This is a genomic window from Paracidovorax sp., assembly GCF_057642795.1.
The window spans coordinates 41,515-61,753 of the sequence record NZ_JBXYZY010000011.1; the positions used below are offsets into that span (position 1 = coordinate 41,515).

At 70.1% G+C, this 20,239-nt stretch carries 19 protein-coding genes; 6 read left to right on the forward strand and 13 right to left on the reverse strand.

Annotated elements, in window-relative coordinates:
- Positions 1–144 precede the first annotated feature (144 nt).
- Positions 145–1,110, reverse strand: coding sequence for a LysR substrate-binding domain-containing protein (locus AC3A84_RS05660; protein ID WP_487968670.1), 966 nt, complete (start codon positions 1,108–1,110; stop codon positions 145–147).
- 240 nt (positions 1,111–1,350) lie between these two features.
- The gene (gene recG, locus AC3A84_RS05665) at positions 1,351–3,525 is read right to left on the reverse strand and encodes an ATP-dependent DNA helicase RecG (protein WP_487968671.1); all 2,175 of its coding nucleotides are present in this window, start codon (positions 3,523–3,525) and stop codon (positions 1,351–1,353) included.
- A gap of 114 nt (positions 3,526–3,639) precedes the next feature.
- On the opposite strand from recG, the gene AC3A84_RS05670 reads away from it, so the two are divergent.
- The 3 genes from AC3A84_RS05670 (at position 3,640) to AC3A84_RS05680 (ending at position 7,105) form a co-directional block, all read left to right on the forward strand.
- On the forward strand, positions 3,640–4,914 hold the full coding sequence (locus tag AC3A84_RS05670) for a cyclic di-GMP phosphodiesterase (RefSeq protein ID WP_487968672.1): 1,275 nt from the start codon (positions 3,640–3,642) through the stop codon (positions 4,912–4,914).
- A 116-nt stretch (positions 4,915–5,030) separates the two neighbouring features.
- On the forward strand, positions 5,031–6,185 hold the full coding sequence (gene queA, locus AC3A84_RS05675; protein WP_487968674.1) for a tRNA preQ1(34) S-adenosylmethionine ribosyltransferase-isomerase QueA: 1,155 nt from the start codon (positions 5,031–5,033) through the stop codon (positions 6,183–6,185).
- A complete protein-coding gene (locus tag AC3A84_RS05680; RefSeq protein ID WP_487968675.1) occupies positions 6,182–7,105 on the forward strand; it encodes a DMT family transporter in 924 nt (307 codons plus the stop codon). Before queA ends, AC3A84_RS05680 begins: the two co-directional genes overlap by 4 nt.
- Before the next feature lie 65 nt (positions 7,106–7,170).
- Here AC3A84_RS05680 and AC3A84_RS05685 read toward each other — a convergent pair whose 3' ends face one another.
- The gene (locus tag AC3A84_RS05685) at positions 7,171–8,793 is read right to left on the reverse strand and encodes a gamma-glutamyltransferase family protein (protein ID WP_487968676.1); all 1,623 of its coding nucleotides are present in this window, start codon (positions 8,791–8,793) and stop codon (positions 7,171–7,173) included.
- 29 nt (positions 8,794–8,822) lie between these two features.
- Complete coding sequence (locus tag AC3A84_RS05690) at positions 8,823–9,797, reverse strand: Bug family tripartite tricarboxylate transporter substrate binding protein (RefSeq protein WP_487968677.1); 975 nt, start codon at positions 9,795–9,797, stop codon at positions 8,823–8,825.
- Positions 9,798–10,039: 242 nt separating this feature from the next.
- Here AC3A84_RS05690 and AC3A84_RS05695 point away from each other — a divergent pair, with 242 nt between their 5' ends.
- A complete protein-coding gene (locus AC3A84_RS05695; protein WP_487968678.1) occupies positions 10,040–10,951 on the forward strand; it encodes a LysR family transcriptional regulator in 912 nt (303 codons plus the stop codon).
- A gap of 43 nt (positions 10,952–10,994) precedes the next feature.
- Here the strand turns inward: AC3A84_RS05695 and AC3A84_RS05700 are convergent, their stop codons facing one another.
- The 7 genes from AC3A84_RS05700 to trpE all read right to left on the reverse strand — a co-directional run bounded on the left by AC3A84_RS05700 (position 10,995) and on the right by trpE (position 16,949).
- Positions 10,995–11,729 carry a uracil-DNA glycosylase gene (locus AC3A84_RS05700; protein WP_487968679.1) on the reverse strand — a complete coding sequence of 245 codons (735 nt, stop codon included), beginning with the start codon at positions 11,727–11,729 and terminating at the stop codon, positions 10,995–10,997.
- A gap of 84 nt (positions 11,730–11,813) precedes the next feature.
- Complete coding sequence (trpC, locus tag AC3A84_RS05705; RefSeq protein ID WP_487968680.1) at positions 11,814–12,614, reverse strand: indole-3-glycerol phosphate synthase TrpC; 801 nt, start codon at positions 12,612–12,614, stop codon at positions 11,814–11,816.
- 120 nt (positions 12,615–12,734) lie between these two features.
- Positions 12,735–13,787 (reverse strand): anthranilate phosphoribosyltransferase, encoded by a 1,053-nt coding sequence (trpD, locus tag AC3A84_RS05710; protein ID WP_487968681.1) that lies wholly within the window; start codon positions 13,785–13,787, stop codon positions 12,735–12,737.
- A 15-nt stretch (positions 13,788–13,802) separates the two neighbouring features.
- The gene (locus tag AC3A84_RS05715) at positions 13,803–14,480 is read right to left on the reverse strand and encodes a LysE family translocator (RefSeq protein ID WP_487968682.1); all 678 of its coding nucleotides are present in this window, start codon (positions 14,478–14,480) and stop codon (positions 13,803–13,805) included.
- Positions 14,477–15,085 (reverse strand): anthranilate synthase component II, encoded by a 609-nt coding sequence (locus AC3A84_RS05720; protein WP_487968683.1) that lies wholly within the window; start codon positions 15,083–15,085, stop codon positions 14,477–14,479. The genes AC3A84_RS05715 and AC3A84_RS05720 overlap by 4 nt, the downstream gene beginning before the upstream one ends.
- On the reverse strand, positions 15,082–15,435 hold the full coding sequence (locus AC3A84_RS05725; protein ID WP_487968726.1) for a chorismate mutase: 354 nt from the start codon (positions 15,433–15,435) through the stop codon (positions 15,082–15,084). Before AC3A84_RS05725 ends, AC3A84_RS05720 begins: the two co-directional genes overlap by 4 nt.
- A 14-nt stretch (positions 15,436–15,449) precedes the next feature.
- Positions 15,450–16,949 (reverse strand): anthranilate synthase component I, encoded by a 1,500-nt coding sequence (gene trpE / locus AC3A84_RS05730; RefSeq protein ID WP_487968684.1) that lies wholly within the window; start codon positions 16,947–16,949, stop codon positions 15,450–15,452.
- Positions 16,950–17,297: 348 nt separating this feature from the next.
- Between trpE and AC3A84_RS05735 the strand changes: the two genes are divergently transcribed.
- A complete protein-coding gene (locus AC3A84_RS05735; RefSeq protein WP_487968685.1) occupies positions 17,298–17,903 on the forward strand; it encodes a chalcone isomerase family protein in 606 nt (201 codons plus the stop codon).
- A 15-nt stretch (positions 17,904–17,918) separates the two neighbouring features.
- On the opposite strand, the gene gph is transcribed toward AC3A84_RS05735, so the two are convergent.
- A complete protein-coding gene (gene gph, locus AC3A84_RS05740) occupies positions 17,919–18,614 on the reverse strand; it encodes a phosphoglycolate phosphatase (protein WP_487968686.1) in 696 nt (231 codons plus the stop codon).
- A 257-nt stretch (positions 18,615–18,871) separates the two neighbouring features.
- Between gph and AC3A84_RS05745 the strand changes: the two genes are divergently transcribed.
- Positions 18,872–19,408, forward strand: a complete 537-nt coding sequence (locus AC3A84_RS05745; RefSeq protein WP_487968687.1) for a hypothetical protein — start codon at positions 18,872–18,874, stop codon at positions 19,406–19,408.
- Between the two features lie 89 nt (positions 19,409–19,497).
- On the opposite strand, the gene rpe is transcribed toward AC3A84_RS05745, so the two are convergent.
- A complete protein-coding gene (gene rpe, locus AC3A84_RS05750) occupies positions 19,498–20,181 on the reverse strand; it encodes a ribulose-phosphate 3-epimerase (RefSeq protein WP_487968688.1) in 684 nt (227 codons plus the stop codon).
- Positions 20,182–20,239: the final 58 nt, after the last annotated feature.

A 20,239-nucleotide genomic window follows, 5' to 3' on the forward strand; every position in this document is an offset into this window, starting at 1 on the left:
AGGGGGGCGTGCCGCGGGGGGAGTGGCGGGCACGCGCTGCGGACGCTCGACAAAGACTGTAGCGCAACCCGGCGCGCCGGCGGTCTGGCCCGAGGCGTGTCCGCTGCTCCGGGGCCTGGCGGTGCATCACGCCCCGCCATCGCATCAGGACAGCCGCGTCACGCCCGGCAGTTCGCAGGCATAGACGGCGTTGCGCAGCGCGGCGATGGCCTCGTAGCGCGTGAAGCTGCGCCGCCAGGCCAGCACCACCCGGCGCATGGGCGGGGCGCTGCCGTCGTCTTCGGCGATGGGCAGATAGCGGATATGCGTGTCGTCGCTCTTGCGGCGGCGCGAGCCGGTGGCCAGTGCGTCGCGCGGCACCGACAGGCGTGGCACCAGGGTCACGCCCATGCCGGCAGAGACCATGTGCTTGATGGTTTCCAGCGATGAGCCTTCGAAGGTGCGGCGGATGTCTTCGGCGTTGCTCGCGTAGCGGGCGAATTCGGGGCAGACCTCCAGCACGTGGTCGCGGAAGCAATGGCCCGCGCCCAGTAGCAGCATGGTTTCGCTCTTGAGCTGCGAGGCCGAGACGGACTTCTGTTCGGCCAGCGGGTGGCTGCTCGGCACGGCGGCGAGGAAGGGTTCGTCGTAGAGCGGCGCCATGGCCAGGCCAGTGTCCGGGAACGGCTCGGCGATGATGGCGCAATCGATTTCGCCGGTGCGCAGCATTTCGAGCAGCTTGACGGTGAAGTTCTCCTGCAGCATCAGCGGCATCTGCGGCGTGCGGGCGATGGCGTGGCGCACCAGCTCGGGCAGCAGGTAGGGGCCGATGGTGTAGATCACGCCCAGGGTCAGCACGCCCGCCAGCGGGTCCTTGCCGCGCTTGGCGATTTCCTTGATGGCTGCGGCCTGCTCCAGCACGCTCTGCGCCTGGCGCACGATGTCTTCACCCAGCGGGGTGACCGAGACATCGCCGGCGCTGCGTTCGAAGAGCTTCACTTCCAACTCGTCTTCCAGCTTCTTGACGGCGACCGACAGCGTGGGTTGCGAGACGTAGCACGCATCTGCAGCGCGGCCGAAGTGCTTTTCGCGGGCGACGGCGACGATGTACTTGAGTTCTGTGAGAGTCATGGGTGGTCGGGGCGGAAGAGGGCGGCGCATCGGCACTACGGCGTCACGCCGAGCCCTGATGCGCTCAGGCGGCCTCGCACGCGGGGTGCTTACCACAGGAGGCGCCCGTCCAAAGGGGGCAAGCGTAACCGCTTTCCATTCGTATGGCCGATTTTCCTCGTCAATAGTGACTGTCTCGTCTGCGATGGTGACCCCGTCGTCGGGGGCTGCTTGTCCGCCTCCCCGCCTCCCCGCCTGCCCTCAGGCCTTCAGGTAGTCCGAGCGCCCGCCCAGCCAGCGCTGCACGTGGCGCTCGGCCAGCTCGGGGTAGCGGTCCAGCATGAGCGCGGCCTGCTCGCGGGCCCAGTCCAGCAGCAGGCCGTCGGTGGCCAGGTCGGCGAAGCGCAGCAGCGCGTCGCCCGACTGGCGCGCGCCCAGGAATTCGCCGGGGCCGCGGATGTCCAGGTCGCGCCGGGCGATCTCGAAGCCGTCGTTGGTCTCGGCCATGGCCTTGAGACGGTCGCGGGCGGTCTCGCCCAGGCGGCCGCTGTCGCCGGTGGAATAAAGCAGCACGCAGGCCGAGGCCGCCGCGCCGCGCCCCACGCGCCCGCGCAGCTGGTGCAGCTGGCTCAGGCCGAAGCGCTCGGCATGCTCGATCACCATGAGCGAGGCGTTGGGCACGTCCACCCCCACTTCGATCACGGTGGTGGAGACGAGCACGCCCATTGCGCCGCTCTTGAACTGCTCCATCACCGCCTTCTTCTCGGCGCCGGGCATGCGCGAATGCAGCAGGCCGACCTGCACGCCGGGCAGGGCTTCGGCCAGGTCGGCGTGGGTGGCGGTGGCGTTGGAGAGGTCCAGCGCCTCGCTCTCCTCGATCAGCGGGCAGACCCAATAGACCTGCCGCCCGCTCGCCACCTGGGCGCCGATGCGCTCGATCACCTCGTCCTTGCGGCTGTCGGCGATGAGCTTGGTGACGATGGGCGTGCGCCCGGGCGGCAACTCGTCGATGGTGGAGACGTCCAGGTCGGCGTAGTAGCTCATGGCCAGCGTGCGCGGTATGGGCGTGGCGCTCATCATCAGGAGGTGCGGCTCCATGCCGTGGTGCTCCAGCTTCTTGCGCAGCGCCAGCCGCTGGGCCACGCCGAAGCGGTGCTGCTCGTCGATCACGGCGAGCGCCAGGTTCTTGAAGCGCACCTGCTCCTGGATGACGGCATGCGTGCCCACCACCAGCGCGGCCTCGCCGCTTTCGGCCAGCGCCAGCATGGCGGCGCGTTCCTTTTTCTTCTGCCCCCCGGCCAGCCAGGCGATGCGCCGGCCGCTGGCGGCCAGCAGCGGCTCCAGCCAGCCGACCAGCTTGGCGAAGTGCTGCTCGGCCAGGATCTCGGTGGGTGCCATCAGCGCGCACTGCCAGCCCGCATCCATGCACACGGCGGCGGCGAGAGCCGCCACCACGGTCTTGCCCGAGCCCACGTCGCCCTGCAGCAGCCGGTGCATGGGCACGGGGCGGGCCAGGTCGTGGGCGATTTCCTCGCCCACACGGTGCTGGGCGCCGGTCAGGCCGAAGGGCAGGGCGGCCAGCAGCTGTTCATGCAGCGGGGCGGCGCCCGCGCCGGCCTGCGGGCGCAGCACCGGGGCGCGCAGCTGGTCGCGTTCGCGCTTGGAGCGCTGCTGCGACAGCTGCTGGGCCAGCAGCTCCTCGGCTTTCAGCCGCTGCCAGGCGGGGTGGCTGTGGTCCTGCAGCGTGGCCAGCGCCACGTCGGGGGTTGGATGGTGCAAAAACCATAGCGCCTCGCGCAGCTTCCACAAGCGCTGCAAGCCATCCGGGCCATAGGCCATCTGCACGGGCGGCTGGGCGTCCGGGGGCAGGGTGTCCGACAGGTCCACCCGCACCAGCGCGCCCGCCACGGCCCGGCGCAGATAGGCCTGGGGCAGCTGCGCCACGGTGGGGTAGATGGGCGTGAGGGCGGCAGGCAGCTCGCCGCCTGCCAGCCGGAAGGCCGGGTGGAGCATTTGCCGGCCCCAGAACCCGCCCTTGATCTCGCCGCGCACGCGCAGTCGCGCGCCCACCGCCATGGTTTTCTGGTGCGAGGGGTAGAAGCTGAAGAAGCGCAACTCGCAGGTGCCGGTGTCGTCCTCCACCGTCACCACCAGCTGGCGGCGCGGGCGCAGCGAGATCTCGCAGGCGACGACCGTCGCCTCGATCTGCACGGTGTCTCCGTCACGCGCGTTGCGGATGGGCGTGATGCGGGTCTCGTCCTCATAGCGCAGCGGCAGATGCAGTGCCAGGTCGATGTCGCGCACCAGCCCGAGCTTGTGCAGGGCCTTCTGCGCGGGGCTGGGCTGCTTGCGGGGCGTGGCTGCCGCGGCGGCGGGGGGCGCTGCTACCGCAGACGCAGGTGGCGGCGCGGCGCTGTCACTGCGGGCGCGGGGCATGGGAGATGCTTTGTAATAATTTGCAATGAATCATTGGGGAAAAAGGCTACCATGGCTCCCCTGGTATCTCCCCAGCCTGTATTGGGGCCTGCAGCACGTGGGCCGATCGGCATCATGCTCAAGCGAATCAGCGTCAGAGATCTTTCCCTGGGCATGTACTTGCACCAGTTCTGCGGTTCGTGGATGGACCATCCATTCTGGCGCAGCGGGTTCGTGCTGAAAGACCCGAACGATCTGGCGCGCATCCGAGAGACCGCCGTCCGCGAAGTCTGGATCGACACCTCGCGCGGTCTGGACGTGGCCAGCGGCGTGCCCGGTGTCAGCCGCGAAGAGGCCGACTCCCAGATCGACAGCCAGTTCGCCGAGATGGCCGAGGCTGCCGAGGGGGCCTGCGAGCTGCCTGCGGCGCCACCGTCCGCCCCGTCGCCCTGCAATCCACCGACCTCCATGGAGGCCGAACTGCGCGCCGCCGCGCTGATCTGCAACCGCGCGCGCGAGGCGGTGGCCAGCATGTTCGCCCAAGCGCGCCTGGGTCGCGCCGTGGATGCGTCCGGCGCGCGGGATCTGGTCCAGGAGATCACCGATTCCGTGACCCGCAATCCCTGCGCCCTCATCAGCCTGGCGCGCCTGAAGACGGCCGACGACTACACCTACCTGCATTCGGTGGCTGTGTGTGCGCTGATGGTGGCGCTGGCCCGGCAGGTCCAGTTACCCGAAGACGAAGTGCGTCAGGCAGGGATGGCGGGCCTGCTGCACGACCTGGGCAAGGCGGCGATTCCCCTCAATATCCTGAACAAGCCCGGCAAGCTCACCGAAGAGGAGTTCGCCATCGTGCGCGAACACCCCGTGGAAGGCCACGCCATGCTGCAGGAGGTGGGCGGCGCGACTGCGCTCGTGCTCGAAGCCTGCCTGCACCACCACGAGAAGATGGACGGCTCCGGGTATCCGCACCGCCAGCGGGGCGACGGCATCAGCCTGATCGCCCGCATGGCGGCCATCTGCGACGTGTATGACGCGATCACCTCCGACCGCGCCTACAAGCGCGGCTGGGACCCGGCGGACTCGGTGCGCCGCATGGCGGAGTGGGGCCCTGCGCACTTCGATCCGCGGCTCTTCCAGGCCTTCGTCAAGAGCATCGGCATCTATCCGGTGGGCTCGCTGGTGCGGCTGACCTCCGGGCGCCTGGGCGTGGTCATGCGGCAGTCCGGCCAGGCGCTGATCGCGCCCTGCGTGAACGTGTTCTTTTCCACCAAGTCCGGCCTGCGCATTACGCCCGAGCCGGTGAATCTGGCAGCGCCGGGCTGTACCGAACGCATCGTCGCCCGCGAAGATCCGGCGAGCTGGGGCTTTACCGACCTCTCGGCGCTCTGGGGCGGCCCGCAGGGCTGAAAGCGGCTGCGTGGGAGAATCCGGCGCACAAAGCAGGCGCTGGCCGCCCATTTGTCCCGTTCCTTCCCTTCCCCGATCCTCCTCCTTGGCACGGGCCTGTCAGGCCCTCAAGTGACATGCAGACGCCTCTTTCTTCTCTTTCGCCTTCGTCCTCGCCCAGCGCCGAGGCCGCCGCCGCGCCCGCGCGCACCTTCACCCTCAGCGACTTCGACTTCGCGCTGCCGCCCGAGCTCATCGCCCAGCACCCGGCCCCCGAGCGCAGCGGCTCGCGCCTGCTCGACGGACGCAGCCGCGAGCCTGTCGACCGCATCTTCCGCGAGCTGCCCGGCCTGCTGCGCGAGGGCGATCTGCTGGTGTTCAACGACACCCGGGTGGTCAAGGCCCGGCTCTTCGGCGAGAAGGCCAGCGGCGGCAAGCTCGAACTGCTGATCGAGCGGGTGCTGACAGGCAACGAAGTCGTGGCCCACATGAAGGTCAGCAAGAAGCCGCTGCCCGGCAGCACCGTGCTGATGGCCGGTGGCCGCGCCGCGGGCGGCTTCGATGCCACCCTGCTGGGCCGCTGGCCCGACGACAACGGCCCGCTCTTTCGCTTCGCGCTGCACGGCCCGGCCGGTGAAAGCCCGTGGGAGCTGATGGAGCGCCACGGCCACCTGCCGCTGCCGCCCTACATCGAGCGCCAGCAGAACGCCGACCACGACCCGGACGAAGCCGAGGACAGCCAGCGCTACCAGACCGTCTTCGCCCGTGCCCCCGGCGCCGTGGCCGCGCCCACCGCCGCGCTGCACTTCGACGAGGCCGTGCTGGCCGGTTTAGCGGCGCGCGGCATCGAGCGCGCCAGCGTCACCCTGCACGTGGGCGCCGGCACCTTCCAGCCCGTCAAGACCGAGAACCTGGCCGAGCACCGCATGCACAGCGAGTGGTACGAGGTGCCCCTGGCCACGCTGGCCGCGCTGGAGCGCTGCCGCCAGCGCGGCGGGCGCGTGGTGGCGGTGGGCACGACCACCGTGCGCACGCTGGAATCATGGGCGCGCTCGGGCCAGGCGACGGGCGACACCGACATCTTCATCACCCCGGGCTTCGGCTTTCGCGTGGTGGACCTGCTCATCACCAACTTCCACCTGCCCAAGAGCACGCTGATGATGCTGGTCAGCGCCTTCGCGGGCTACGCCCAGGTCATGGGCCTGTACCGCCACGCCATCGCCCAGCGCTACCGCTTCTTCAGCTATGGCGACTCCATGCTGCTCGAACGCAGCGGGCCCCGCGTGGCATGACCGGGGACGGCAGCGCGCGCGGCCGGGGCGCCTCGACCACCGTGCCGCCCGGCGCCCGGCCGGGCGGGGCGCTGGCGGGCATCGCGCTGACCGTGGCGGCCTGCGCCTGCTTCGCGTTGCTGGATCTCACCACCAAGCAGGTCGGCAGTGCCGTGCCGCTGGTGATGATGCTCTGGGCGCGCTACCTGTTCCACACCCTGCTCACCACCGCCTTCGTGCTGCACCGCGAGGGCCCGGGCGTGCTGCGCACCACGCAGCCGCGCTTCCAGGTGCTGCGCGCCGTGCTGTTCGCGGCCATGAGCCTGTGCGGCCTGCTGAGCATCTTGCACATGCCGCTGGCCGAGTTCACCGCCATCGTCGCCACCACGCCCCTTTGCGTGACGGTGGTGGCCGCGCTCTGGCTGCACCAGCGCGTGAGCGCGCCGCGCTGGGTGCTGGTGGCGCTGGGGCTGGCCGGCACGCTGGCCATCATCCGCCCGGGCGGGCAGGCCTTCGGCTGGGCGCTGGTCTGGCCGCTGTGCCTGCTGGCGACCAACACCGGCTACCAGGTCGTCAGCAGCCGCATGGCCGGGCGCGAAAGCCCGGCGACCACGCAGCTCTACACCGGCTGGCTGGCCACCGCGCTGGTGTCGCTGGCCGTGCCCTTCGCCTGGGTGCCGATCCAGGACCTGTGGCTCTGGCTGGGCATGCTGCTCATGGGGCTGCTCAGCGCCAGCGGCCACATGCTGCTGATGCAGGCCTATGCGCGCACCACGCCGGTCACCCTCGCGCCCTTTCTCTACAGCCAGATCGGCTTCGCCATGCTGGCCGGCTGGCTGGTGTTCCGGCATGTGCCCGACCCCTGGGCCATGGCCGGCATCGCAGCCATCGTGCTGAGCGGCGCGGCCAGCGCCTGGCTCACGGTGCGCGAGACGCGTTGAATGGAAAAAGAGCGGGGAGTGCTTGATACACAAGCGCTCTCCGCTATGGTTTTGGTAGCTATCGCTCAGAACGCCACGGCCTGCCCATCCTTGCGCGGGTCCGAGCCCGCGATGTAGTGGCCGCCCTCGCGCAGCACCAGCTGGGCGCCGCCGAAGGCGAAGACGCCGTTGCCGTCCTCCACCGTCACCTCATGCCCCAGGGCGCGCAGCGCCTCGACCGTGGCGCGGTCGAAATGCGGCTCCACTGCCACGCCCCGGCCGCCCGTCACGCGCCAGCGCGGCGCATCGGCTGCAGCCTGCGGGTTCTGGCCGTAGCGCAGCACGCGCAGCGCCATCTGCGTGTGGCCCTGGCTCTGCATCGGGCCGCCCATCACGCCGAAAGCCAGCTGCGGCGTGCCGTCCGCATGCATGGCAAAGGCCGGGATGATGGTGTGCGAGGGCCGCTTGCGCGGCGCCACGCGGTTGGCATGGCCGGCCTGCAGCGTGAAGCCGTGGCCCCGGTTCTGCAGGCTGATGCCGGTGCCCGGCACCACCACGCCCGAGCCGAAGCCCATGTAGTTGGACTGGATGAACGAGACCATCATGCCGGACGCATCCGCCGCCGCCAGGTACACCGTGCCGCCCGGGCGCGGCGCGCCGTAGGCCGGATCGCCCGCGCGGGCCATGTCGATCAGCGCGGCGCGTTCGGCCAGGTAGTCCGCCTGCAGCAGATCGGCCGGGGCGACCTGCATGTGGGCCGCGTCGGCGTTGTGCTGGTAGAGGTCGGCCAGCGCGAGCTTCATGGCCTCGATGCTGGCGTGGAGGGTTTCCACGCTGTCCACCGGGTGGCGGCCCACGCCGTGCGCGTCCAGCATGCCCAGCGCCATCAGCGCGGCGATGCCCTGGCCGTTGGGCGGAATCTCGTGGATCACCGAATCGCCGAAGCGCTGGCTGATGGTGCCCACCCATTCGGCCTGGTGGGCCGCGAGGTCTTCCGCCGTCATCGCGCCGCCGTTCGCGCGCGCATGCTCGGCCATGCGCTCGGCCAGCTCGCCGCTGTAGAAGGCGGCGCCTTCGGTGGCGGCGATCAGCTCCAGCGTGCGGGCATGGGCCTCGCTGCGGAAGATCTCGCCTGCGCGTGGCGCCCTGCCACCGGGCATGAAGCACTCGGCGAAGCCGGGCTGGCCGCCCAGCTTGGCCGCGCCCAGCGCCCATAGCCGGGCGATGGTGGGCGAGACCGGAAAGCCGTGGCGCGCATAGCCGATGGCCGGCTGCGCCAGCTGCGCGAAGGGCAGCTTGCCCAGCCGCTGGGAAAGCGCCACCCAGGCCGAGACGGCGCCCGGCACCGTCACCGCGTTCCAGCCCGTTTCGGGGATGGTGCCGCCCAACTGCTCGAAGTATTCCGGCGTCCACGCGGCGGGCGAGCGGCCCGAGGCGTTCAGGCCGTGCAGCTCCTGGCCGTCCCAGACGATGGCGAAGCCGTCGCTGCCCAGGCCGCAGCCGGTGGGCTCGACGACCGTGAGCGCCATGGCGGCGGCGATGGCGGCATCCACGGCGTTGCCACCGGCCTGCAGCATGGACAGGCCCGCCTGTGCGGCCAGCGGCTGCGAGGTGGAGACGACGTTGCGGCCCATCACCGCGCTGCGGTGGGAGGCGTAGGGCAGGGCCCAGTCCAGGGGGGCGGCCGAAGCGGCGGTCGATGCGGTCATGGAAGAGTCTCCTTGCGTGTGATTCTTGGTCATTCCAGGGTGATCTTGTGTTGCCGGATCACGCTCGCCCAGCGAGCGCTGTCGGCCTGCACCAGCGCGTCGAACTGCGCGGGTGTGCTCGGGCGTGCGGGCTCCACGCCCAACCGGGCCAGGCTCTGGGCCACCTCGGGCGCCTGGATGGCGCGGGCGAAGGCGTCGTGCACGCGCTTGACCAGGGCGGGCGAGGCCCCTGCCGGCAGATAGACGCCGAACCAGGTCACCGACGAGAAGCCGGGCAGGCCCGCTTCGGCCAGCGTGGGCAGCTCCGGCGCCAGCGAACTGCGCTGGGCGCTGGTCACGGCCAGGGCGCGCAGGCGGCCGCTCTTGACGTGCGGCATGCCGGTGGGCAGCGAATCGAACAGCACCTGCACCTGGCCGGCGGCCAGGTCGGGAATGGCCAGTGCCGTGCCCTTGTAGGGCACGTGCGTCATCTCGATGCCGGCCTGCGCGGCGAAGGCGGCGGTGTTCAGGTGGACGATCGTGCCGTTGCCGCTGGTGGCGTAGTTGAGCTGGCCCGGGTGCGCACGGGCGTAGGCGATGAGTTCGGCCACCGTCTTCACCGGCAGCGAGGGCGTGACCAGCAGCACGCTGGGCGCGTCGGCCACATGCGCCACGGGCACGAAGTCGCGCTGCGGGTCATAGGCCAGGCGTGGCATCAGGTGCGGCGAGATGGCGTGCGTGCTGCTGGTGGTCAGCAGCAGGGTGTTGCCGTCGGGTCTGGCCTTGGCCGCCTCGGCCGTGCCGATGGTGCCGCCCGCGCCGGGCTTGTTGTCCACCACGAACTGCTGGCCCAGATCCTGCGCCACGCGCTGCGTGACCACGCGCGCCACCAGGTCGGTCGCGCCGCTGGCGGGGAAGGGCACGATCACGCGCACCGGCTGCTGCGGCCAGGCCGCGGGCTGCTGCGCCTGGGCGCCCCAGGTGGTGGCCGCCAGCAGGATTGCGAAAAGAGAGGAAAGTCGCATGGAAAAGGCCTTTGCTGAGTGAAGCCGGTGCGCAGCCTGGGGCCGTCGGTGGGGCGATGCGGCGGCACGGTGCAGTGCGTGCCATCTTAGGAAAGCCGCGCTGGCGCGACCACCACCGATTGGGCAATCCGGTTTGCCGAAGCGGCAAAGCGGTTGATACTCGGGCGGCTGGTCCGGCAAGGCTGCCGCCGGCTGTCTCCGCTGCTTTTTTCCTCACCCCATCCCTCGCTGCCCGCCACCCCATGCGTCGCCATCTGCTCCAGGACACTGCACTGCGCTACTTCCTCGAAGTGGCACAGTGCGGCTCGCTCACCGAAGCCTCGGCCCGGCTGCATGTGGCGGCCTCGGCCCTGAGCCGCCAGATCGCGGGGCTGGAGGCGCAGCTCGGCTCGCCGCTCTTCGAGCGCCATCCGCGCGGCATGGTGCTGACGGCGGCCGGCGAGATCCTGGCCGCCCATGCCCGCCGCACGGGGCTGGACGCCGAGCGCGCGCTGGACGAGATCGGCGCGCTGCAGGGCCTGCGCGCCGGCCAGGTGCGGCTGGCGACCTCCGACGCCTTCGCCAACGAGCTGGTGCCGCGCCTGTGCGTGGAGTTCCAGCGCACGCATGCCGGCATCGTCTTCGGCGTGCAGTCGCTGCCCACGCCGCAGGTGTCCGAGGCGGTGCGCTCGGGCGCGGCCGACATCGGCCTGTGCTTCAGCCGGGCGCCGCAGAAGGACATCCAGGTGGCGCACCGTCAGCGCGCGCCGGTGCTGGCGCTGCTGCCGCCCGGCCATCCGCTGGCCCGGGCCCCGCGCGTGACGCTGGCGCGCATGGCGCAATACCCGCTGGGCCTGCCGCCGCCCGAGACGGCGGTGCGGCAGATGGTGGACATCGCCTGCAGCCGCCAGGGCCTGCGGCTGGCGCCGGTGCTGGAGTCCAACCACGCCAAGACCCTGCTGAACTTCGTCGCGCACGGCGGCGGGGTCTCGGTGTCCAGCGAGATCAGCGCCCGCCACATGGTGGCTGAGGGCCTGGTGTTGGCGCGCCCGCTGGCCGATGCGGGCATGGACCTGCGCGACATCGAGGTGCAGACGCTGGCCGGCCGCAGCCTGCCGGTGGCCGCGCAGGCGTTCCTGGAGTTGCTCACGCAGCGGCTGCCGGCGCCGGAGTAGCGGCAGCGGATCCAGCCTCCATCAGCCCTGATCGGCCTTGCCGTCAGCCTTGTGCTTCGTGCTGCAGCCGAAAGGCCCGCGCCTGCCCGAAGTGCCCGTTGCCGATGAAGGGCACGGGCGGGCGCAGCGCCGAGAGCGGCGACGGATGGTTGGACTGCAGCACCAGATGGCCCCGGTCCTGCGGGATAAGTGCGCGCTTGGACTGCGCGTGCGCGCCCCAGAGCATGAACACCACCGGCTGCCCGCTCTCGGCCACATGGCGGATCACCGCGTCGGTCAGCAGCTCCCAGCCTTTGCCGGCGTGGCTGGCGGCCTGGCCTTCTTCCACGGTGAGACCGGTGTTGAGCAGCAGCACGCCGTTCTTCGCCCACTTCACCAGGCTGCCGCCGGGCTCGGGCCAGGCGGGGAAGGGCGTTCCCAGGTCGCGCTGCATCTCCTTGAAGATGTTGCGCAGCGAGGGCGGCAGCTGCACGCCCGGCGCCACCGAGAAGGCCAGCCCCTCGGCCTGGCCGCGGCCGTGATAGGGGTCCTGCCCCAGGATCACCACGCGCACGGCCTCGGGCGGCGTCAGCTCCAGCGCGCGTAGCGGCCGGGGCGGGAAGATGACGGCGCCGGCATCGAGCCGCGATTGCAGGAAGGCGAGCAGCGCCTGCCCCCGGCCGCTGGCGAAGAAGTCGTCCACCAGCGGCTGCCAGCCGGGCGCCACCGGCCAGTCGGCCGGGTCGGCGCTTTGCAGCTGGGTGGCGGGGGCGGAGGGCGTGCCGTGCGTGGGGTTCATGGTCTGATCGGCTTCTGGCCCAGGTGGATCAAGCGCAGTAAGCTATCGAATTGATAGCGATCGGAGGGTGGTGGGTTGGCGGGTTCAGGCGAACAGCTGGGCCAGTGCCAGGCCCGGATCGTCCGCGCGCATGAAGGCTTCGCCCACCAGGAAGGCGTTCACACCCGCATCGCGCAGGGTCTTCACGTCGTCGGGTTTCAGGATGCCCGATTCGCCCACCAGCAGGCGGTCGGCCGGCACGTGCTGCTTGAGCTCGACCGTGGTGGCGATCGACACCTCGAAGGTCCGCAGGTTGCGGTTGTTGATGCCCACCAGCGGGGTCTTGAGCTTCAGGGCCCGGTCCAGCTCGGCGTGGTCGTGCACCTCCACCAGCACGGCCATGTCCAGGCCGAGGGCGATGGCTTCGAGATCGGCCATCTGCGCGTCGTCCAGGCAGGCGGCGATCAGCAGGATGGCGTCGGCGCCCATGGCCCGCGATTCGTAGATCTGGTAGGGGTCCACCATGAAGTCCTTGCGCAGCACGGGCAGCTGGCAGCTGGCGCGCGCCTGCTTCAGGTAGTCGGGCTGGCCCTGGAAGAACTGCCGGTCGGTCAGCACCGACAGGCACGCCGCGCTCACCTTGCCGTCGCCATCGGCGTAGCTTTGGGCGATGTCGGCGGGAACGAAGTCCGCGCGGATCACGCCCTTGCTGGGGCTGGCCTTCTTGATCTCGGCGATCACGGCGGCCTGGCCCTGGGCGATCTTGGCGCGCAGGGCGCCGACGAAGTCGCGCGTGAGCACGCGGCTCTCGGCGTCGGCGCGCATGGCGGCGAGCGGCATCTTCTTCTGCGCGGCAGCGACTTCCTCGCGCTTGACGGCAACGATCTTGTTCAGGATGTCGGACATGGTGTGGTGACCTTCGGATGGCAGAAATGGGGGAAGGAGGGCGGCCGGCGGCGGGAGGGATGCGGTGCGCGCCGGCCTGCAGAACAGGGAGCCGGGCGGGGCCGCCCGGGTTCCCTCCGGTTACGGTTGTGCGGCGGCTGTTGCATCCGCCAGCTTGTGCGTGCAGGCCACCAGCTGCTCCAGCTTGGCCAGGGCCGCGCCGCTGGCGATGGCCGCGCGCGCCTTGCCCAGGCCGTCGGCGATGGAGCTGGCGATGCCCGCAGCGTAGAGCGCGGCGCCCGCGTTCAGGCAGACGATGTCCTGCGCCGGGCCGGGCTGGCCGCGCAGCACGCCCATCAGCATCTCGCGCGACTGCTCGGGCGTCTCGATCTTGAGCGTGCGGTTGCTGGCCATGGCGAGGCCGAAGTCCTCGGGGTGGATCTCGTATTCGCGGATCTCGCCGTTCTTCAGCTCGCCCACCATGGTGGCCGCGCCCAGGCTGATCTCGTCCATGCCGTCGCGGCCATAGACCACCAGCGCGTGCTCGGCGCCCAGGCGCTGCAGCGCGCGCACCTGGATGCCGACCAGATCGGGGTGGAACACGCCCATCAGGATGTGGGGCGCGCCGGCCGGGTTGGTGAGCGGGCCGAGGATGTTGAAGATCGTGCGCACGCCCAGCTCGCGGCGCACCGGCGCCACGTTCTTCATCGCCGGGTGGTGGTTGGGCGCGAACATGAAGCCGATGCCCACCTCGGCGATGCTGCGGGCGATGGCCTCGGGCGGCAGGTCGATGCGCACGCCCAGCGACTCCATCACGTCGGCGCTGCCGCTCTTGCTGGAGACGCCGCGCCCGCCGTGCTTGGCCGTCTTGGCGCCCGCGGCCGTGGCCACGAACATCGCGCAGGTGGAGATGTTGAAGGTATTCGCACCGTCGCCGCCCGTGCCCACGATGTCCACCAGGTGCCGCGTGTCCTGCACGTGCACCTTGTGGGAGAACTCGCGCATCACCTGCGCGGCGGCGGTGATCTCGCCGATGGTTTCCTTCTTCACGCGCAGGCCGGTCACGATGGCCGCCGTCATCACGGGCGAGAGCTCGCCGCGCATGATCAGGCGCATCAGGTGCAGCATCTCGTCGTGGAAGATCTCGCGGTGCTCGATGGTGCGCTGCAGCGCTTCCTGGGGGGTGATGGACATGGAAGAGGTCTCCGATCAGGGGGCCGGCGGCTCGGCGAGCGCCAGCTGGATGCCGAATGCGACGAACAGGGCGCCGGCCACGCGGTCCAGCCAGTGCATGCCGCGCTGCACGGCGCCGATGCGCCGCGCCATCCAGGCGGCGGCCAGCGCCCAGCCGACGCTCACCGGAATCGCGTTGAGGTTGAACAGCGTGCCCAGCAGCGCGAAGGCCAGCGCCTTGTGCTCGGTGCCCGGCGCGATGAACTGCGGCACGAAGGCCAGGAAGAAGACGGCGACCTTGGGGTTGAGCACGTTGGTCCAGAAGCCGCCCTTGAACACCTCGCCCAGCGGCGTGGTGGTGGCGGCCTGCGCCGCCGTGCCCGCGCTGCGCGCCACGGCGGCCAGCCCCTGGCCCGGCCGTGCGCGCAGCATGCGCACGCCCACATAGACGAGATAGGCCGCGCCGGCCCACTTGAGCACCGTGAAGGCCGCGGCCGAGGTGGCCAGCAGCGCGCTCACGCCCAGCGCCGCCGCCGCCACGTGCACGAAGCAGCCGGCCGTGATGCCGAGCCCGGCCACGATGCCCGCGCGGGCGCCGGAGCGCAGCGCGTGCGTGACGATGTAGAACACGTCCGGCCCGGGCGTGAGGTTGAGCAGCCAGCCCGCGGCCACGAACAGCAGCAGCTGGTGGCCGTCGATGCCGAGCAGCGTCACGCGCGCGGCTCCAGGAAGTTCTTCAGCATGGCATGGCCGTGCTCGGTGAGGATGCTTTCCGGGTGGAACTGCACGCCTTCGATGTCCAGCTCCTTGTGGCGCACGCCCATGATCTCGCCGTCGTCGGTCCAGGCCGTCACGGCCAGCACGTCGGGGCAGGTGGCGCGCTCGATGGCCAGCGAGTGGTAGCGGTTGACGGTGAACTGCTCCGGCAGGCCGGCGAACACGCCCTGCCGCGTGGTGGTGATGACGCTGGTCTTGCCGTGCATCAGCTCCTGCGCGCGGATGATCTGGCCGCCGAAGGCCGCGCCGATGCTCTGGTGGCCCAGGCACACGCCCAGGATGGGCAGCTTGCCGGCGAAGTGCTGGATGGCCGCCACCGAGATGCCGGCCTCGGCCGGCGAGCAGGGGCCCGGTGAGATCACCAGCCGGTCGGGCCGGCGCTCGGCGATGCCTTCGAGCGTGATCTCGTCGTTGCGGAAGACTTCCACCTCGGCGCCCAGTTCGCCGAAGTACTGGACGATGTTGAAGGTGAAGCTGTCGTAGTTGTCCACCATCAGCAGCCGGGGGCGGGCCGTGGCGTTCTTCGCGGGGTTCGTGGTCATGCCGTGTGCTCCTGGTTCTGCTGCGGTGCCTTCTGGCCGGCGGCGGCCAGGCGTTCGAATTCGCGGTGTTCGTAGGCGATGTACGCCTCCATCATGGCGCGGTAGATGGCCTCGATCACGTCGGGCTCGCCGCCCTCGGCGGTGGCGCGGGCGCGCACGCGGGCCACGATGGCCTCGATGCGGGCCTCGTCACGCACCTGCGGCCGCTGCGGCTTGTTGATCGCGGCCTGCGTCATATAGCCGCCGCGCTCGACCAGCAGCGGCACGAGGAGGTCGTCCAGCGTATCCACCTGGGCGCGCACCTCGGCCATGCTGGCGCAGGGGCGGGTGCGGTCGATGGCGCGGGTCATGGTTGCCGGCGCGTTCATTCCAGGCCCTCCTCGACCAGTTCGGCCGCGCGCAACAGGGCCCGGGCCTTGTGCTCGGTTTCCTTCCATTCCATCTCGGGCACCGAGTCGGCCACCACGCCGGCGGCGGCCTGCACGTAGAGCGTGCCGTTCTTGACGATGCCGGTGCGGATGGCGATGGCCACGTCCATGTCGCCCGCGTAGCTCAGGTAGCCGCAGGCGCCGCCGTAGAGGCCGCGCTTGCTGGGTTCGAGCTGGTCGATGAGTTCCATCGCATGCACCTTGGGCGCGCCGGTCAGCGTGCCGGCGGGGAAGGTGGCCTTGAGCACGTCCATGTTGGTCATGCCTTCATGCAGGATGCCTTCCACGTTGCTCACGATGTGCATCACGTGGCTGTAGCGCTCCACGGCGAAGGCCTCGGTCACCTTCACGGTGCCGGTCCGGGCGATGCGGCCGATGTCGTTGCGCGCCAGGTCGATCAGCATCACGTGCTCGGCGCGCTCCTTTGGGTCGTTGATGAGCTCGACCTCGGTGGCCTTGTCCTTCTCGGGCGTGGCGCCGCGCGGGCGGGTGCCGGCCAGCGGGCGGATGGTGACCTTCTGGCCCTCCGGAGTGCTTTCCTGCCGCACCAGGATCTCGGGGCTGGCGCCCACCACCTGGAAGTCGCCGAAGTCGTAGTAGTACATGTACGGCGACGGGTTCAGCGAGCGCAGCGCGCGGTAGAGGCTCAAGGGGCTTTCGGTGTAGCGCTTGTGGATGCGCTGGCCCACCTGCACCTGCATGAAGTCGCCCGCAGCGATGAGCTCCTTGGCACGCTCCACGGCGGCCAGGTAGTCGGCCTTGGCGAAGCTGCGCTGCGCGGGGTGGCTCTCGGTCGGGCGCACCACGGGGGCGCTGACCGAATACTTGAGCTGGTCCTTCAGCTCGCGCAGGCGCTTCTTGGCGCGGGCATAGGCCTCGGGCTGGCCCGGGTCGGCATAGACGATGAGGTACAGCTTGCCCGAGAGGTTGTCGATGACGGCCAGCTCCTCGCACTGCAGCAGCAGGATGTCGGGGCAGCCGAGGGTGTCGGGCGGGCAGGAGTTCTCGAGCTTCTTCTCGATGTAGCGCACCGCGTCGTAGCCGAAGTAGCCCGCGAGGCCCCCGCAAAAGCGCGGCAGGCCGGGCCGCAGTGCGACCTTGAAGCGCTGCTGGTAGGCGGCGATGAAGTCCAGCGGATTGCCCGCGGCGGTCTCCACCACCTGGCCGTCGGTCACCACCTCGGTGCGGGCGGCGTCGCCGAAGCCGCTGGCGCGCAGCAGGGTGCGCGCCGGCAGGCCGATGAAGCTGTAGCGCCCGAAGCGCTCGCCACCCACCACCGATTCGAGCAGGAAGCTGTGCTTGCCGCTGCCGCCGCCATGGGCCAGCTTGAGGTAGAGGGATAGGGGGGTTTCCAGGTCCGCGAAGGCCTCCGCCATCAGCGGGATGCGGTTGTAGCCTTCGCCGGCCAGGCTTTTGAATTCGAGTTCAGTGATCACGGGGGAGCTCCCAGCTCATGCGGCGCCTGCAGGGGGTGGGCAGGTCGGCGTGTGTGAACGCACAGCGCCGCAGTTCATTCCTAAGGTCTGGCCGCCTGCCGATGCGCGAGGGATCGGCGGGGACCGCGGGCGCACGCTGGGAAGTGGCCCAGGTGCTTTCAAGCGTTGTTGGACGAGGATGGCTTGCGCCAGGGCCAGGCTCCCCGGTCGCTGCAACCTGTAATGAAAACGCGGTGAATGAACATCGGGCAAAGTGTAGCAAAGCCCGGTAGCGCGAACGGCTGTTGTGCGTGGATCATGCAAGGCGGTCACAATCAAAAAAGCGACCGTTCTTTTCGGAGGTATCCGATGTCTTTCTCGTCCTGGCTTCGATGCGTGGTGTTCCTGCTGGCCGGGCTGGCGGGCGGCTGGGCGGCAGCGCAGCCTGCTGCGGCCGTTGATCTGGCCGGCGTGCGCCTGGAGCCCTCCGTTGCGGTGCAGGGGCAGTCGCTCAGGCTCAATGGCGCGGGCATCCGCCACAAGGCGGTGTTCAAGGTCTATGCGGCAGGGCTCTACCTGCCCCAGCCGGCCTCCACGGCGGCCGAGATCGCCGCCATGCAGGGCCCCAAGCGGCTCACCATCACCATGCTGCGCGACATCGATTCGGAGGAGCTCGGCAGGCTCTTCTACCGCGGCGTGGAAAGCAACATGGACCGGACCGCCTTCTCGCGCCTGGTGCCGGGCATGGTCCGCATGGGGCAGATCTTCGCAGCCCACAAGAAACTGCTGGCGGGCGACAACTTCACCATCGACTGGCTGCCCGGCACCGGCATGCTCATCATCGTCAAGGGCCAGCCGCAGGGCGAGCCGTTCAAGGAGCCGGAGTTCTTCGATGCGCTGCTGGGCGTCTGGCTCGGGCCCCATCCCGCCGACTCGCGCCTGAAGGACGCGCTGCTGGGCAAACCGGCCGGCTGACGGCGCGTTGCCGTCTCAGCCGGGCGCCAGTTCGGTCAGCGCATCCACGTAGCCGTCGGCGTCGACGGAGCGCGCGGGCTGGCCATGGTTGTAGCCGTAGGTGACCAGCACCACGGGGCAGCCGGCGGCGCGTGCGGCCTGCGCGTCGTTGCTGGAGTCTCCGATCATCAGCGTGCGTGCGGGCACGGTACCCAGCGCCTCGCAGGTCTTGACCAGGGGCAGGGGGTCGGGCTTCTTGCGCGCAAAGGCGTCCCCACCAAAGACGTGGTCAAAGAACCCGTCGAGCCCCTTGGCCTGCAGCAGCGGCACGGCGAAAGCGGTGGGCTTGTTGGTGAGGCAGGCCAGCTTCAGCCCGGCGCCGCGCAGCGCGCGCAGGCCGGCTTCGACGCCGGGGTAGGTGCGGGCGTACTGGCCGTTGAGCGCCAGATAGTGCCGCTGGTAGGCGTCCCAGGCGGCGGGGTAGAGCGACTCGGCGCGCGCCGCGTCGGATGGCCCCAGCACATGCTGCAGCACCGAATTCAGCAGGTGTTCCGAGCCCTTGCCCACCATGCGCTCGATGTCGTGCGCGCCGATGGCCGGCAGCGCCAGTTCGCGCAGCATGCGGTTGAGCGCTTCGGTGAAGTCGCCTAGCGTGTCGATCATGGTGCCATCCAGATCGACGATGGCGGCGTCGTAGAGGGGCTGGTTCGCCGAAGTAGGGGTGGAAAGCATGGAAGGCGGGTCTGCAAAGGGTGAAGGTGAAGTCTAGCGGCGATGCAGGCGGTCCATTGCTAAAGCATCCCCTCTGGGGTGCCGAGGGAGCACGCACCGGCGGCTCTGTTGCTGGCGCATCCGGGCTTGCGGGGTGTCGGCGAGGCGGCAACCCGCCGTTGGCCGACTCCCGGTGGTCGGCCTGTCTGACAACGCAGGAGCCGTTCCCGCCCTTACGCTGGTGGAGGCTTTTTGCTGTTGACACCAGAGGATCGAACATGCACTTCAAACCCATCATCCGCGCAATCCCTGCCATCGCCCTGTTCGTGGCGGCCGGGGCCGTCAACGCGGCCCCGCCCAGCGGCGCGACCGGCACGTCCTTTCAGGAAGAGCGGGCAGCCTGCGCGCAGATCTCCGCGCCGGACAGCCGCGCAGCCTGCATCCGCGAGGCGGGTGCCGCACGCCAGGCTGCACGCGCGGGCCAGCTCACGCCGGGAGCGGCCGCTGACTACGAGCGCAACGCAGAACAGCGCTGCACGGTGTTCCGCGAGCCTGTGGATCGCGATGCCTGTATCGCCCGTGTGAAGAACGGGCCGGCTTCGGGAACGGTGAGCGGCGGTGGCGTGCTGCTGGAGGCTGAAACCCCGGTGCCGGTGGGTGGCTCCGCTGCCCGCCCCATGGCCGAACCGATGCCCCCGGCGATGAACAAGCCGATGCCGATGATGCCCCAGCACGGTCCGAAGCATGGCCCCGATGGCAAGCCCGGCCCCAAGAAGCCCATGCATCCCCAGCCCATGCCCGAACCCAAGTCTTGAGCACGCTGAAATGAGCAAAAGCCCGGCGCCGAACAGGCGGCCGGGCTTTTGCCGTTTCGGGAGCGGTGTCAGATCAGGAGATCGGATCGTCAGGCGAGCGCGGTGCGCATCGCGTCGATGACGGCCCGGTAATCCGGCTTGCCGAAGATGGCGCTGCCCGCCACGAAGGTGTCGGCCCCGGCATCCGCCACCTGGCGGATGTTGCCTTCCTTGATGCCGCCATCGACTTCGAGGCGGATGTCCTTGCCGCAGGCGTCGATGCGGCGGCGCACCGCCTCGATCTTGCGCAAAGCGGAGTCGATGAAGCTCTGGCCGCCGAAGCCCGGGTTCACGCTCATGATGAGGATCAGGTCGATGTCGTCGATCACCCAGTCCAGCACGTCCAGCGGCTGGGCAGGGTTGAAGACCAGCCCGGCCTTCACGCCCTTGGAGCGGATGGCCTGGATGCTGCGGTGCACGTGGCCCGAGGCGTCCGGGTGGAAGCTGATGTAGTCGGCGCCCGCGTCGGCGAAGGCGGCAGCCAGCGCGTCCACGGGCTGGATCATGAGGTGGACGTCGATGGGCACGGCTGTGCCGTCCGCCGTCTTGGCGTGGGGCTTGAGCGCCTGGCAGATCATGGGCCCGAAGGTGAGGTTGGGCACGTAATGGTTGTCCATCACGTCGAAGTGGATCCAGTCGGCGCCGGCGGCGATGACGTTGCTGACCTCGTCGCCCAGGCGGGCGAAGTCGGCGGACAGGATCGAGGGGGCGATGCGGTAGGTGGGACGGCTCATGGCGCCGGATTGTCGCAGTTGGCGCAAAAGCCTGCGTCGGGATTTCGTGCCCCGGACC

Excerpts from the sequence above, each read along its gene's own strand:
- trpD (WP_487968681.1), bottom strand. The coding sequence starts at position 13,787 with ATGTCCATCACCCCCCAGGAAGCGCTGCAGCGCACCATCGAGCACCGC.
- AC3A84_RS05695 (WP_487968678.1), top strand. The coding sequence starts at position 10,040 with ATGCGTCGCCATCTGCTCCAGGACACTGCACTGCGCTACTTCCTCGAA.
- AC3A84_RS05680 (WP_487968675.1), top strand. The coding sequence starts at position 6,182 with ATGACCGGGGACGGCAGCGCGCGCGGCCGGGGCGCCTCGACCACCGTG.
- AC3A84_RS05700 (WP_487968679.1), bottom strand. The coding sequence starts at position 11,729 with ATGAACCCCACGCACGGCACGCCCTCCGCCCCCGCCACCCAGCTGCAA.
- rpe (WP_487968688.1), bottom strand. The coding sequence starts at position 20,181 with ATGAGCCGTCCCACCTACCGCATCGCCCCCTCGATCCTGTCCGCCGAC.
- recG (WP_487968671.1), bottom strand. The coding sequence starts at position 3,525 with ATGCCCCGCGCCCGCAGTGACAGCGCCGCGCCGCCACCTGCGTCTGCG.
- queA (WP_487968674.1), top strand. The coding sequence starts at position 5,031 with ATGCAGACGCCTCTTTCTTCTCTTTCGCCTTCGTCCTCGCCCAGCGCC.
- AC3A84_RS05685 (WP_487968676.1), bottom strand. The coding sequence starts at position 8,793 with ATGACCGCATCGACCGCCGCTTCGGCCGCCCCCCTGGACTGGGCCCTG.
- AC3A84_RS05660 (WP_487968670.1), bottom strand. The coding sequence starts at position 1,110 with ATGACTCTCACAGAACTCAAGTACATCGTCGCCGTCGCCCGCGAAAAG.
- AC3A84_RS05745 (WP_487968687.1), top strand. The coding sequence starts at position 18,872 with ATGCACTTCAAACCCATCATCCGCGCAATCCCTGCCATCGCCCTGTTC.
- AC3A84_RS05720 (WP_487968683.1), bottom strand. The coding sequence starts at position 15,085 with ATGACCACGAACCCCGCGAAGAACGCCACGGCCCGCCCCCGGCTGCTG.
- gph (WP_487968686.1), bottom strand. The coding sequence starts at position 18,614 with ATGCTTTCCACCCCTACTTCGGCGAACCAGCCCCTCTACGACGCCGCC.
- AC3A84_RS05670 (WP_487968672.1), top strand. The coding sequence starts at position 3,640 with ATGCTCAAGCGAATCAGCGTCAGAGATCTTTCCCTGGGCATGTACTTG.
- AC3A84_RS05690 (WP_487968677.1), bottom strand. The coding sequence starts at position 9,797 with ATGCGACTTTCCTCTCTTTTCGCAATCCTGCTGGCGGCCACCACCTGG.
- AC3A84_RS05725 (WP_487968726.1), bottom strand. The coding sequence starts at position 15,435 with ATGACCCGCGCCATCGACCGCACCCGCCCCTGCGCCAGCATGGCCGAG.
- AC3A84_RS05735 (WP_487968685.1), top strand. The coding sequence starts at position 17,298 with ATGTCTTTCTCGTCCTGGCTTCGATGCGTGGTGTTCCTGCTGGCCGGG.
- trpC (WP_487968680.1), bottom strand. The coding sequence starts at position 12,614 with ATGTCCGACATCCTGAACAAGATCGTTGCCGTCAAGCGCGAGGAAGTC.